The 13,849-nt window shown below is 61.1% G+C and carries 7 protein-coding genes; 5 read left to right on the top strand and 2 right to left on the bottom strand.

Annotated features, from left to right (window positions below):
* Positions 1–298: 298 nt before the first annotated feature.
* Positions 299–1,705 (bottom strand): glutamate--ammonia ligase, encoded by a 1,407-nt coding sequence (gene glnA / locus J1G37_RS09515; protein WP_017734852.1) that lies wholly within the window; start codon positions 1,703–1,705, stop codon positions 299–301.
* Between the two features lie 334 nt (positions 1,706–2,039).
* Between glnA and thiI the strand changes: the two genes are divergently transcribed.
* Positions 2,040–3,494 carry a tRNA uracil 4-sulfurtransferase ThiI gene (thiI, locus tag J1G37_RS09510; RefSeq protein WP_017734853.1) on the top strand — a complete coding sequence of 485 codons (1,455 nt, stop codon included), beginning with the start codon at positions 2,040–2,042 and terminating at the stop codon, positions 3,492–3,494.
* A 139-nt stretch (positions 3,495–3,633) separates the two neighbouring features.
* The gene (gene typA / locus J1G37_RS09505; RefSeq protein WP_124525406.1) at positions 3,634–5,454 is read left to right on the top strand and encodes a translational GTPase TypA; all 1,821 of its coding nucleotides are present in this window, start codon (positions 3,634–3,636) and stop codon (positions 5,452–5,454) included.
* A gap of 194 nt (positions 5,455–5,648) precedes the next feature.
* Here typA and J1G37_RS09500 read toward each other — a convergent pair whose 3' ends face one another.
* Entirely contained in the window at positions 5,649–6,083 is a 435-nt protein-coding gene (locus J1G37_RS09500) for a YkgJ family cysteine cluster protein (RefSeq protein ID WP_017734855.1), read from the bottom strand.
* A 239-nt stretch (positions 6,084–6,322) separates the two neighbouring features.
* Between J1G37_RS09500 and J1G37_RS09495 the strand changes: the two genes are divergently transcribed.
* The 3 genes from J1G37_RS09495 to J1G37_RS09485 all read left to right on the top strand — a co-directional run bounded on the left by J1G37_RS09495 (position 6,323) and on the right by J1G37_RS09485 (position 13,818).
* Complete coding sequence (locus tag J1G37_RS09495) at positions 6,323–8,773, top strand: glycogen/starch/alpha-glucan phosphorylase (RefSeq protein WP_207041342.1); 2,451 nt, start codon at positions 6,323–6,325, stop codon at positions 8,771–8,773.
* Between the two features lie 198 nt (positions 8,774–8,971).
* Positions 8,972–12,469, top strand: coding sequence for a DUF2339 domain-containing protein (locus J1G37_RS09490; protein ID WP_207041341.1), 3,498 nt, complete (start codon positions 8,972–8,974; stop codon positions 12,467–12,469).
* Positions 12,469–13,818: a DUF3999 domain-containing protein gene (locus J1G37_RS09485; RefSeq protein ID WP_207041339.1), complete on the top strand. Its 1,350-nt coding sequence runs from the start codon at positions 12,469–12,471 to the stop codon at positions 13,816–13,818. The genes J1G37_RS09490 and J1G37_RS09485 overlap by 1 nt, the downstream gene beginning before the upstream one ends.
* Positions 13,819–13,849 lie beyond the last annotated feature (31 nt).

Below are 13,849 nucleotides of genomic sequence, written 5' to 3'. Positions count from 1 at the left end.
CTCAATAACCAGAGTGGAGAGGTGGATGGCAGCTTAGGCTCCCACACGTGCTTCAAGCACCGCTGTCGGTCAGCTTGCCATCCACCGCTCTCATCCACAGTCTAATCCCGGCGAAAGACACAAGCTGGCTTGCCTGCGATGGCGGTCTGTCTGCAAGCGATTCGCTGCCTGGCACACCGCCATCGCAGGCAAGCCAGCTCCCACATTTTGGTCGGCGTATGGCCGTAAATTTTAGGCAAAAAAAAGACCTCCCGAAGGAGGCCTTTTTTGTCACGCCACGTTAAGCAGCGCTACCGGATCAGCAGCTGTAGTACAGCTCGTATTCCAGTGGGTGTACGAAGGTGCGGACCTTGATTTCTTCTTCGCTTTTCAGGGCGATGTAGGCATCGATAAAGTCGTCGCTGAACACGCCGCCTTTGGTCAGGAACGCACGGCCCTTGTCCAGCTCTTCCAGGGCTTCTTTCAGGCTGCCACACACTTGTGGGATCTCTTTGGCCTCTTCAGGCGGCAGGTCGTACAAGTTTTTGTCGGCGGCGTCGCCAGGGTGGATCTTGTTCTGGATACCGTCCAGGCCAGCCATCAGCAGTGCTGCGAAAGCCAGGTATGGGTTGGCAGCCGGGTCCGGGAAACGTGCTTCGATACGACGGCCACGTGGGCTGTTGACGTAAGGAATACGGATCGAGGCGGAGCGGTTACGGGCCGAGTAGGCCAGCATGACCGGTGCTTCGAAGCCTGGTACCAGACGCTTGTAGGAGTTGGTCGCCGGGTTGGTGAAGCCGTTCAGGGCCTTACCGTGCTTGATGATGCCGCCGATGAAGAACAGGGCAGTTTCCGACAGGCCGGCATAACCTTCGCCTGCGAAGGTGTTCTTGCCATCTTTGGCGATGGACATGTGCACGTGCATACCCGAACCGTTGTCGCCGTACAGCGGCTTAGGCATGAAGGTCGCGGTGCGGCCGTAGGCGTCAGCAACGTTGTGGACAACGTATTTCAGGGTCTGAACTTCGTCAGCTTTCTTCACCAGGGTGTTGAACTTGACGCCGATTTCGTTCTGGCCGGCAGTTGCCACTTCGTGGTGGTGAACTTCAACGACCTGGCCCATTTCTTCCAGCGCGTTGCACATGGAGGTACGGATTTCGTGGTCGTGGTCGAACGGCGGAACTGGGAAGTAGCCGCCTTTGACGCCTGGACGGTGGCCTTTGTTGCCGCCTTCGATGTCTTGGTCGGACATCCACGAGCCTTGCTCGGAGAAGATCTTGAACATCGAACCGGAGATGTCGGACTTGAACTTCACTTCGTCGAAGATGAAGAACTCAGGCTCAGGACCGCAGAAAACGGTGTCACCGATACCGGTGGTCTTCAGGTATTCCTCGGCACGGTGGGCGATGGCGCGCGGGTCGCGATCGTAGCCTTGCATGGTCGAAGGTTCGATGATGTCGCAGACCAGGATCAGGGTCGGCTCTTCGGTGAACGGGTCCAGAACGGCAGAGTCGTCGTCCGGCAGCAGGATCATGTCGGAGGCTTCGATGCCTTTCCAGCCAGCGATGGAGGAACCGTCGAACATCTTGCCGACTTCGAAGAAGTCGTCTTCCAGCGCGTCACGAGCCGGCATGGTCACGTGGTGCTGAGTGCCTTTGGTGTCCGTGAAGCGCAGATCAATCCATTTAACGTCATGATCTTTGATGAGTTGAACCGACTTCGACATAGTGTCCTCCGGGTGGCTTCGGGCTGGGGTAGTGGAGTTAGCCCTTAGAATGTGGGTGATGCCGGCGCGGATAGTCCGCCATGGCAACCTGCCTCACAAGAGAGCAAATTGCATGCCAGTGCGCCAACATGGGTTTTTTGGTCCAAAAACGCCCCTATAAAGGTGCAATGCGACAAAAGCACGGAAATGGCGCACCGCAATGTGGCGCCGGCGCCTGAAAATGCACTGCTTTAGTGCGCACGCAGTCCGATGCATATTAACTGGTTAAACCTTGAGCGATTTCCGCTATAATCCGCGCCCCCCTTTTTCAGCAGGCCCGGCGCGCGCTGTTTCCATGAAATTAATCGTAAAAGTCTTCCCCGAGATCACCATCAAAAGCCGACCGGTACGGACGCGTTTCATCCGTCAGTTGGCCAAGAACATCCGTGCCGTGCTCCGTGACCTGGACCCGGCTGTGGTGGTGAACGGCGTGTGGGACAACCTCGAGCTGGAAACCCGCCTCACCGACGCCAAAGCCTTGAAGGACATGACCGAGCGCCTGAGCTGCATGCCGGGCATCGCGCATTTCCTGCAGGTGGATGAGTACCCGCTGGGCGACTTCGACGACATCACCGAGAAGTGCAAACAGCACTTCGGCAGCGAGATCGAAGGCAAGATCTTTTCGGTGCGTTGCAAGCGCGCCGGCAAGCACACCTTCAGCTCCATGGACGTCGAGAAATACGTCGGCAGCAAGCTGCGTCGCGAGTGCGGCGCAGCCGGAATTTCCTTGAAAGCGCCGCAAATTGAAGTGCGCATGGAAATTCGCGACCAACGGTTGTTTGTCATCCACAGCCAGCACAACAGCATCGGCGGCTACCCGCTGGGCGCCCTGGAACAGACCCTGGTCTTGATGTCTGGCGGTTTCGATTCCACGGTGGCGGCCTACCAGATCATGCGACGCGGCCTGATGAGCCACTTCTGCTTCTTTAACCTGGGCGGGCGTGCACACGAATTGGGCGTGATGGAAGTCGCGCACTTTATCTGGAAGAAGTACGGCAGCTCTCAACGCGTGCTATTTGTAAGCGTGCCGTTTGAGGAAGTGCTGGGAGAAATTCTCGGTAAAGTCGATAACAGTCATATGGGCGTGGTATTGAAGCGTATGATGTTGCGCGCTGCCTCGCGGATCGCCGATCAGTTGCAGATCGACGCCCTAGTGACCGGTGAAGCCATCTCCCAGGTCTCCAGCCAAACGCTGCCGAACCTGTCGCTGATCGATTGCGTCACCGAGAAGCTGGTCTTGCGCCCGCTGATCGCCAGTCACAAGCAGGACATCATCGACCTGGCCGAAGAAATCGGCACGGCCGACTTTGCCAAGCACATGCCTGAATATTGCGGGGTCATCTCGGTGAACCCCAAGACCCACGCCAAGCGCAACCGCGTGGAGTACGAAGAACAACAGTTCGACATGGCGGTTCTGGAGCGTGCGCTCGAGAATGCCAAGCTGGTACCGATCGATCGCGTGATCGACGAATTGGGCCAGGACATCAAGATCGAAGAAGTCAGCGAAGCCCTGGCCGGCCAGATCGTCATCGACATCCGTCACCCGGATGCCGCCGAAGATGAGCCGCTGGAAATCGCTGGCATCGACGTACAAACGCTGCCGTTTTATGCATTGAACGCGCGTTTCAAGGAACTGGATAACAGCCGTCAGTACCTGCTGTATTGCGACAAAGGCGTGATGAGTCGCCTGCATGCCCACCATTTGCTCAGTGAGGGGCATGCCAATGTGCGCGTTTATCGACCGAGCTAAGAGCCCGGGGCTGTTTGCCTGTGGCCTGCGTCACCGGCCCCCCGACTCTGCCGTCAAGCTGTAACGGCAAGGCCTGACTCTACTGTTAATCGCTGCCACGACCTGTCAGCACACCGAATCCTCTGATCGAGATACACAAGTGATCGAAAATCTACGTAACATCGCCATCATTGCTCACGTTGACCATGGTAAAACCACCCTGGTAGACAAACTCCTGCGTCAATCCGGCACCCTGGAGCGCAACGAGCTCAACGACGAGCGCGTGATGGACTCCAACGACCAGGAAAAAGAGCGCGGTATTACCATCCTGGCTAAAAACACCGCTATCAACTGGAACGGCTACCACATCAACATCGTGGATACCCCGGGCCACGCCGACTTCGGCGGCGAAGTAGAACGCGTAATGTCGATGGTTGACTCCGTTCTGCTGCTGGTTGATGCCCAAGACGGCCCTATGCCGCAAACCCGTTTCGTGACCAAGAAGGCTTTCGAAGCCGGCCTGCGTCCAATCGTGGTGATCAACAAGGTTGACCGTCCAGGCGCGCGTCCGGACTGGGTTCTGGACCAGATCTTCGACCTGTTCGACAACCTGGGTGCCACCGAAGAACAGCTGGACTTCAAAGTCGTCTACGCCTCGGCCCTGAACGGTATTGCCGGTCTGGACCACACCGACATGGCTGAAGACATGACCCCGCTGTACCAGTCGATCGTCGACAACGTACCAGCGCCGGCTGTTGACCGTGACGGTCCGTTCCAGATGCAAATCTCGGCACTGGACTACAACAGCTTCCTGGGCATTATCGGCGTTGGCCGTATCGCTCGTGGTCGCGTCAAGCCGAACACTCCGGTTGTGGCTATCGACGCCGACGGCAAGAAGCGTAACGGTCGTATCCTGAAGCTGATGGGTCACCACGGTCTGCACCGTGTAGACGTTGAAGAAGCAGCTGCCGGCGACATCGTGTGCATCAGCGGTATGGACTCGCTGTTCATCTCCGACACCCTGTGCGACCCGCTGAACGTTGAAGCGATGAAGCCGTTGACCGTTGACGAGCCAACCGTTTCCATGACCTTCCAGGTAAACGACTCGCCATTCTGCGGTAAAGAAGGCAAGTTCGTGACTTCCCGTAACATCAAGGAACGTCTGGACAAAGAGCTGCTGTACAACGTTGCACTGCGCGTTGAAGAAGGCGACTCGGCTGACAAGTTCAAAGTATCGGGCCGTGGCGAGCTGCACTTGTCCGTACTGATCGAAACCATGCGTCGCGAAGGCTTCGAAATGGGCGTTGGTCGTCCAGAAGTGATCATCCGCGTTGTTGACGGTAACAAGCACGAACCATTCGAAAACGTGACCATCGACACCCCGGAAGAATCCCAGGGCAAGGTGATGGAAGAGATGGGTCTGCGTAAAGGCGACCTGACCAACATGGTGCCGGATGGCAAAGGCCGTGTACGTCTGGAATACAACATCCCTGCTCGTGGTCTGATCGGTTTCCGTAACCAGTTCCTGACCCTGACCAACGGTGCTGGCATCCTGACCTCGATCTTCGACCGTTACGACGTGATGAAGTCCGGTCAAATGTCCGGCCGTCAGAACGGTGTTCTGGTATCGGTAGAAACCGGCAAGGCGCTGACCTACTCCCTGGAAACCCTCCAGGCGCGTGGCAAGCTGTTCGTTGAACACGGTCAAGAGATCTACAACGGTCAGATCGTTGGTCTGAACAGCCGTGACACCGACATGGGCGTCAACCCAACCAAAGGCAAGAAGCTCGACAACATGCGTGCTTCGGGTAAAGACGAAACCATCGCTCTGGTTCCACCTGTTCGCTTCACCCTGGAACAGGCCCTGGAATTCATCCAGGACGACGAGCTGTGCGAAGTTACGCCTAAGTCGATCCGCCTGCGTAAGAAGATCCTGGACGAAGGCGAGCGTACCCGCGCTGCCAAGAAAGCCAAGAACTGAGTTAACTCAGGCTGAATGAAAAACGCCCCCGGTCGAAAGGCCGGGGGCGTTTTTTTGTGCCTGCAGTTTGTGTGTCGTCTCTGCTGGCCCCATCGCAGGCAAGCCAGCTCCCACACTTGATCGGGTTCACACGGTCAAAATGTGGGAGCTGGCTTGCCTGCGATGAGGCCCTAAAGGGCACTACAAGATATGGATCAGAACTTATCGAGCGTCTTGAACTTGGTCTCGCGCACCACTTCCTTGGGCTTATACGCGCAATACCCCGGGCGCGGCCCGATCTTCGGGTGGTTGCGGCAGGTATCCGGGCGCTTGTCATAAATAGTGCAGAAGCGCGTCTTACGATCCAGGAACAGGCAGTCGTTGTTGCTCATGCGCTGCAAGGTAAAAATCTCGGACTTGGAATTGAAGCGCTCGACGATGCCTTCCTTCTGCAAGCGCTTGGCGATGTTCTTCGCCGGGTCGCCGAGTTCGAACTCATCGACCAGGCCAATGCGGATCAGGTCCTTGACCTTCACTTCGACCGGCAGCGTGCAGCAGCTGGACACGCAGCCACCGCACATGTGCGCGGAGTATTTCTGCCACGTTTCAAGACGGTCGAGTTCCGCGGCGGCGATCAGTTGAGGCTTCATCAGGGTTCCAAAAGGTGGGGCTGTATCCGGGCGCGCGATCATACCGGGATTGGTGATTTTTTGAACAATATTTTCTGGGTTTCAGCCAGAAGGCGCGCCGCAGGCAAAGCAGGCACGGCCAATGCATCAAAAACCGGCAAAGGTAAATGCGTTAAAAAAGTGCCGAACCAGAGCGGTCACCGTCTGTCAGACCGTCTAGGCTCTAGCAACTCCTTCTATCTCGCCCGAGGTCGCATCTGATGTCTCAGGAACCACTTGCACGAGAAGCAGAGGTAGCCGCATTCCGCGATGCCGTCTTGACCAAGCTCACCTACGCGGTGGGCAAGGACCCGGATCACGCCTTCGACCACGACTGGTTCGAAGCCATTGCCCTGGCCGCGCGCGACCAGATGGTCGACCACTGGATGGACCACACGCGGCGCATTTATCGCAAAGGCCAGAAACGGGTGTATTACCTCTCCCTGGAGTTCCTCATCGGCCGTCTGCTCTACGACAGCCTGAGCAACCTTGGCGTGCTGGAGATAGCCCGCGAAGCCCTGGCCGAGTTGGGCGTGGACCTTGAGCGCATCCGCCTGCTGGAGCCCGACGCGGCGCTTGGCAACGGCGGCCTCGGCCGTTTGGCAGCGTGCTTCATGGAAAGCATGTCGACCTTGGGCATTGCCGGCCACGGCTACGGCATCCGTTATGAACACGGCCTGTTCCGCCAGGCGATTGTCGATGGCTGGCAACAGGAGCAGACCGAGCACTGGCTGGATTTCGGCAACCCGTGGGAATTTGAACGGCCGGAAGTGGTGTATCCGATTGGCTTTGGCGGCAGCGTCGAAACCAAGCCTGACAGTTCCGGCAAGCTGATCCAGGAATGGACCCCCAACGAAACCGTGCGCGCCATTGCCTACGACACCCCGGTGGTCGGCTGGCGCGGTGCCAGCGTCAACACCCTGCGCCTGTGGCGTGCCCGCGCCGTCGAAGACCTGCACCTGGAGCGCTTCAACGCCGGTGACCACCTCGGCGCCGTCGCCGAAGTGGCCCGCGCCGAAAGCATCTCCCGCGTGCTTTACCCTGCCGACAGCACCGAAGCGGGGCAGGAACTGCGCCTGCGCCAGGAATACTTCTTCGTCGCCGCCTCCCTGCAAGACCTGCTGCGCCGCCACAAGAACATGCACGGCTCGGTGCTCAGCCTGGGCGAACACGCGGCGATCCAGCTCAACGACACCCACCCGTCCATCGCCGTGGCCGAGCTGATGCGCCAGTTGGTGGACCTGCACGACATCGGCTGGGACGCGGCCTGGCAGGTCACGGTGGAAACCCTGTCCTACACCAACCACACCCTGTTGCCCGAAGCCTTGGAAACCTGGCCCGTAGGCTTGATGGAACGTATGCTGCCCCGGCACATGCAGATCATCTACCTGATCAACGCCCAGCACATCGACTCGCTGCGCGCCAAAGGCATCCACGACTTCGATGTGCTGCGCGCCGTGTCGCTGATCGAAGAAGACAACGGCCGCCGCGTGCGCATGGGCAACCTGGCGTTCCTCGGCTCCCACAGCGTCAACGGCGTGTCGGGTTTGCACACCCAGCTGATGCGCAGCACGGTGTTCTCCGAATTGCACAAGCTCTACCCCGAGCGCATCAATAACAAAACCAACGGCATCACTTTCCGCCGCTGGCTGTACCAGGCCAACCCCAAGCTCACCGAGATGCTGGTGGAAGCCCTCGGCCCGGATATCCTCGATAAACCCGAACAGCGCCTGATCGAGCTGGAGCCGTTTGCCGACAAGCAGGCGTTCCGCAAAGAGTTCGCCGAGCAACGCCTGCACAGTAAAAGGGCACTGGCGGAAATCATCCATGAACGCCTGGGCATTTCGGTCAACCCGGCGGCGATGTTCGACGTGCAGGTCAAGCGCATCCACGAATACAAGCGCCAACTGCTCAACCTGCTGCACACCGTGGCGCTGTACCAGGCGATCCGCGCCGAACCGGGCACCGACTGGGTGCCACGGGTGAAGATCTTCTCGGGCAAGGCAGCCGCCAGCTATCACCAGGCCAAGTTGATCATCAAGCTGACCAACGACATCGCTCGCACCGTCAACAACGACCCCACCGTGCGCGGCCTGCTCAAGGTGGTGTTCCTGCCCAACTACAACGTCAGCCTGGCGGAAAGCATCATCCCGGCGGCGGACTTGTCGGAGCAGATCTCCACCGCCGGCTTTGAAGCCTCGGGCACCAGCAACATGAAGTTCGGCCTCAACGGTGCGCTGACCATCGGCACCATGGACGGCGCCAACGTGGAGATGCACGAGCGCGTCGGCGCCGAGCACATGTTTATCTTCGGCCTCAGCGCGCAGCAGGTCGAAGCGCGTAAACATGCCGGTGAATTCAACGCCGGGCCCGATATTGCCGCGTCCCATCGCCTCAACGATGTGCTGCAAGCGATTCGTGGCGGGGTGTTCTCGCCGGATGATCCGGGGCGTTATGTGGGCTTGATCGACGGGTTGGTCGATTACGACCGCTTCCTGGTGTGTGCCGACTTTGATTCCTACTGGGACGCCCAGGCGCGGGTCGAAGCGCATTGGCACGATTCCAAGGCGTGGTGGCGCTCGGCGGTGCTCAATACGGCGCGGATGGGCTGGTTCAGTTCCGACCGGACCATCCGCGAATACGCCACTGAAATCTGGAAAGCGTTGGACTAGACACCGCACTACCCTGTGGGAACAGGCTCTTGTGGGAGCGGGCTTGCCCGCGATAACGGTATGTCAGTTAACAAATATGTCGACTGGCACACCGCAATCGCGGGCAAGCCCGCTCCCACATAAGCCCACACAAGCTCTGCTCCCACATTGCTCTTGCGTCGATATACTAGGCCTCGGTTTGCCTAGGGATTATCGACCATGCAATGGATTTTCATGCTGATTGGCCTCGCGCTCGGCTGGACACTCGACGAGTCGTTCAGTGATGCTGGTATCGGTGCGCTGCTGGGCCTGGGTATCGGCCAGGCAATTCGCTTGTCGCAACTGTCGGCCCAGGCAGACAAGCAGGCAACCCAGCTGGAAACCACGCAAAAGGCGCTGATCGCCCTGGGTGAACGCCTGCGGCAACTGGAAGTGCCCACGCCACCAAGCAGCGCCATCGTCGAACCCCCTATCCCCGAACCAACCCCCGTAGCCAAGGCGCCCGAGCTTGTCTGGGAGCTGCCGGCCGAATTGGCGCCCGTCGCCGTGGTGGCCGAAACGAGCCGACCACTGCCGGAAGACGCCTGGGCCCCAACACCACGCCCGGAAAAAGAGCCGGCAACGCCCCGTGGCCCCAACCTGATCGAACGCGCCATCAGCGGTGCGCGCAACTGGCTGTTTGGCGGCAACACCGTGCTGCGTGTCGGCGTGGTGCTGTTGTTCTTGGGCTTGGCCTTCCTGCTGCGTTATGCCACCGAAGGCATGGTGGTGCCGATTGAGGTGCGCTACGCCGGTGTCGCCGCCGCTGCCATCGCCCTGTTGGGCCTGGGCTGGTGGCTGCGCCTGCGCAATAGCAACTACGGCTTGATGCTGCAAGGCACCGGGATCGCGGTGTTGTACCTCACGGTGTTCGCGGCGATGCGCCTGCATCCGCTGATCGATCCCGGTGCCGCGCTGGGCCTGCTGGTCGCTGTCACCGTGTTCTCGGCGATCCTGGCGATTACCCAGGACGCCTTGGGCCTGGCCTGCGCCGCAGCGCTCGGCGGTTTCGCGGCGCCGATCCTCACATCCACCGGCGCCGGCAACCATGTGGCGTTGTTCAGCTACTTCGCCTTGCTCAACGCCGGCATCCTCGCCATTGCCTGGTTCAAGGCGTGGCGCCTGCTCAACCTGATCGGCTTCGTCGGCACCTTCGGCATCGGCTTCGCCTGGGGTATGCGCTCCTACACGCCGGAATTGCTGTGGAGCACCGAGCCGTTCCTGATCCTGTTTTTCCTGATGTACCTGGCCATCGGCCTGTTGTTTGCCCGCCGTAAGTTGTTGGAAATGGGTGACGCGCCTGAGGGCCGTGACGCGTTGCTGCGCTGGTCGGCTGCCAAGGGTGATTATGTCGACGGCAGCATGCTCTTTGGCCCGCCGCTGGTGGGCTTTGGCTTGCAGTTCGCGCTGGTGCAGCACCTTGAGTTTGCCGCCGCGTTCAGTGCGCTTGGCCTGGGCATTATCTATATGGGGCTGGCGCGACTGCTCAGGGGTGGCCGCGCTTTGTTGTTGGCCGAAACCTGTCTGGCATTGGGTGTGATCTTTGCCAGCCTCGCGATCCCTTTGGGCCTCGATGCACGCTGGACCGCTGCCGCCTGGGCCGTGGAAGGCGCCGGGATCTTCTGGCTGGGCTTGCGCCAGCAGCGGCCATTGGCGCGGGCCTTCGGCTTGCTGCTGCAAGTGGGCTCGGCGCTGGCCTTCCTCAGCGAGCTGCGCACCGGCGAACACACCTTGCTCGATGGCGCACCCTTGGGCGCGCTGCTGCTCGGCGCGGCGCTGCTGTTCAGCTTCGACCAACTGCGCAAGGCCGCTCCCGAACAGGCGGCAGGCTGGGAGTGCAAAGGCGTTCCAGTGCTGGCATGCCTGGGTTTGAGCTTCTTGTATTTGCTGGCGCCATTGCTGTTGCAGACCCAAGGCACCGCCATCAGTTGGGCCCTCGCCGGGCTGCTGACGCTGTTTGTCGGCCTGCGCATCGGCTCGCGCACCTTCCTCTTCACCGCGTTTGCCGTGCAACTGTTGGGCGGCGCGTTGTTCCTGCTGCGCTTGCAAGGCGGTGAAGGCGCAGCGGTGTTCAGTGCGGGCTGGAGTGGTTTGCTCACCGCGTCGCTGATCGGCCTGGCCTTGATCGGCGGCATGCTGCTGGCGGCGCGCGACGATATGGTGCGCGGTGATGTGCGCTTGGTGCGCGGGCTGTCGGTGGTGCTGCTGGCGGGTTTGGTACTGATCAATCTTGCGGTGCTGTTCGTGCTGCCCTGGGAAAGCGCCAGCGGCGTGTGGGCGGCCAGTGGGCTGTTGATCATCTGGCTGAGCTTGTACCTGCAACAGCGTGTGAGTTTTGTGTTCGGCTTGCTGCTGCAACTGATCGGTGGTGGTTCATTCCTGCTATCGGTGCCGGAACTGCTGGGGCCGTTGACCAGCGAAGGCTTGCGGCCGTTGGCCCACAGCGGTTTCTGGACGCCGTTGGTGCTGGGCCTGGCCGCGTTGGTCGGCGCCTGGCGCTTGCAGCGTGAGCCCCATGCGCCGGTGTTTAGCGTGCTGAAACTGCAACGCCTGTCCGACCTGCTGCTGGTCTGGGGCGCGGCGTGGTGGGCGTTGGCGTTGATCGGCGAAGTGCTGCGTTTTGTCCCGCGCGAACTGCAAGGCGCATTGCTGTTGGCAATCGCGGCCGTGAGCGTGGCGATCTGGACGCTGTTGGCCGCCCGCCTGAACTGGGCGTCGCTGGGCATGCTCTGCACCTTGCTGATGCCGGCGGCGGGCGTGGTGTTGCTGGTGTCGGCCCACGCCTATTACCACCCGGCGGCGCAGTTTGGCTGGCTGGCCTGGCTGGCGGTGTTCGCCGTGCATTTCATCTCGTTGCGGCGCTTGGCTTCCACGGTGCCCGGCAAGGTGCTGAGCGCGGCCCACGTGTTGGGCTGCTGGATGCTGATCGGCGTGCTTGCGCTGGAACTGCGTTACGGCCTGTTGCTGCTGTCGGATCAGTACAACGCCTGGCGCTGGCTCGGCTGGGCGATTCTGCCCAGCCTGTACCTGGTGCTGGCCGCTACGCCGCGCAATTGGCCGTGGCCGGTGGCCGCGTATCCACGGGAATACCGCGTGCTCGCCGCGCTGCCGTTGGCGGTGCTGATGCTCGGTTGGTTCTGGTTGGCGAACATGTTCAGCGATGGCACGGCCGAGCCGTTGCCTTATGTGCCGCTACTCAATCCACTGGACCTGGGCCTGCTGTTTGCGCTGCTGGGCATCTACCTGTGGTCGCGCAGCGCAGCGCCGGAGCGTGGGCCGCATGTGGAGTTGATCGCCCAGGGCGTGGCGGGCATTTCGCTGTTCGCATTCTTTACCGCGTTGGTCATGCGCACCGCGCACCAGTGGGGCGGCGTGCCGTTCCAGTTGGATGCGTTGCTCGAATCGATGCTGGTGCAGGCCGGCCTGTCGATCGTGTGGACGCTGATCGCCCTCGGCCTGATGATCGGCGGCCACCTGCGCCATCGTCGCGAAGTGTGGCTGATCGGCGCGGCGCTGATTGCGCTGGTGGTGGCCAAGCTGTTTTTTGTCGAATTGAGCAACCGTGGCGGGCTGGCGCGGATCGTGTCGTTTATCGGCGTGGGCGGCTTGTTGCTGGTGGTGGGCTACTTTGCGCCGCTGCCGCCCAAGCGTGTGGAAACTGAGGGAGCATCGTCTTGATGGGCAAGCTGAGTCTGAGTGGGTTGGCGTTGTGGCTGCTGTGTTCGGCGGCCTACGCCCAGGAAACGCCGGCCGACTTCGCGGTCCAGGTGCCGCTGGCGGTGAGTGGCGCCGGGCCTTGGTATCGCCTGGAGTTGCCGTTGGCGGTGCAATTGAGCGCGCGTCAGGCGGATCTCAGCGACGTGCGCGTGTTTAACGCCGCCGGGGAACCGCAGGCCTACGCGCTGTCCCGCCAACCCGCGCAGCGCAGCGAAAGCCGCAATGTGGCGGACGTGAAGTGGTTCCCGCTGTACGCCGCCGACACACATGAGGCCTTGCCGGGCGTGGTGATGAAATCCACCAGCGAGGGCACGTTGCTGGAAATCCGCCCCTCCACGCCCCAGGCGCAGCAGGTGTTGCGCGGCTGGGTGCTGGACGCCAGCGCGATCAAGGCGCCGTTGCAGCAGCTGAGCCTGGACTGGAGCCGCGAGCAAGAGGGTTTCCAGCGATTCAGCATCGAGGCCAGCGATGATTTGCAACACTGGACGCCGTGGGGCGACGGGCAAGTGGCGCGCCTGTCGTTTGCCGACGAACGGGTCGAGCAGCATGACGTAAACCTGCCGGGGCGGTCGGCGCGTTACCTGCGCCTGGTGTGGCAAGGCCAGGCCGCGCCGCAGTTGACCTCGGCCAAGCTGGTCAGCGCCACCAGCAGCAGCCTGCCAATGCCGCTGGTGTGGTCGCAGCCGTTGGCGGGCACGCGGCTCAAGGCGGGCGAATACAGTTGGCAGTTGCCGACCGGGCTGAACATCGAGCGCTTGCGTGTCGCATTGAACCAGCCCAACACCTTGGCGCCCGTGACGTTGTCCGGGCGGCGTGACAGCCAGCAGGCCTGGCAACCGTTGAGCAACGGTTTGCTCTACCGCCTGACCCAGAACGGCCAGGACGTGGTGCAGGATGAGTTGCCGTTGCCGGGGCAGGTGGTCACTGAACTCAAGTTGCAGGTGGACGAACGCGGCGGCGGCCTGGGTGTCGAGGCGCCGGCCCTGCGCTTTGCGGTGCGCGCCACGCAGTTGGTGTTCCTGGCGCGGGGTGAGCCGCCGTTTACCCTGGCGCTGGGCAACGCGTCAGTGAAGGCGGCGAACCTGCCGTTGACCACGCTGATCCCGGACTACAGTGCCGAGCGCTTCAAGACGCTGGGGCAGGCGAAGGTAGCGGGGGAGGTGGTGGTCAAAACAGCCAGCGTTGCCGCTGCGCCCGACGCCGCTACCGACTGGAAGAAACTCGGCCTGTGGGCCGTGCTCCTGCTCGGTGTGGCGGCGCTGGGAGGCATGGCCTACAGTTTGTTGCGCAAGCCCCAGGCCAAACCGTGAACTCTATTGGCGTTAAATCCTCTGATTATAG

The organism is Pseudomonas sp. Marseille-Q1929 (assembly GCF_017316265.1).
Taxonomy (GTDB): Bacteria; Pseudomonadota; Gammaproteobacteria; order Pseudomonadales; family Pseudomonadaceae; genus Aquipseudomonas.
This window is presented reverse-complemented; position numbering and strand designations above follow the sequence as displayed.

Coding starts and splice junctions, on each gene's coding strand:
- J1G37_RS09500 (WP_017734855.1), bottom strand. CDS start 6,083: ATGAAGCCTCAACTGATCGCCGCCGCGGAACTCGACCGTCTTGAAACG.
- glnA (WP_017734852.1), bottom strand. CDS start 1,705: ATGTCGAAGTCGGTTCAACTCATCAAAGATCATGACGTTAAATGGATT.
- thiI (WP_017734853.1), top strand. CDS start 2,040: ATGAAATTAATCGTAAAAGTCTTCCCCGAGATCACCATCAAAAGCCGA.
- J1G37_RS09495 (WP_207041342.1), top strand. CDS start 6,323: ATGTCTCAGGAACCACTTGCACGAGAAGCAGAGGTAGCCGCATTCCGC.
- J1G37_RS09490 (WP_207041341.1), top strand. CDS start 8,972: ATGCAATGGATTTTCATGCTGATTGGCCTCGCGCTCGGCTGGACACTC.
- J1G37_RS09485 (WP_207041339.1), top strand. CDS start 12,469: ATGGGCAAGCTGAGTCTGAGTGGGTTGGCGTTGTGGCTGCTGTGTTCG.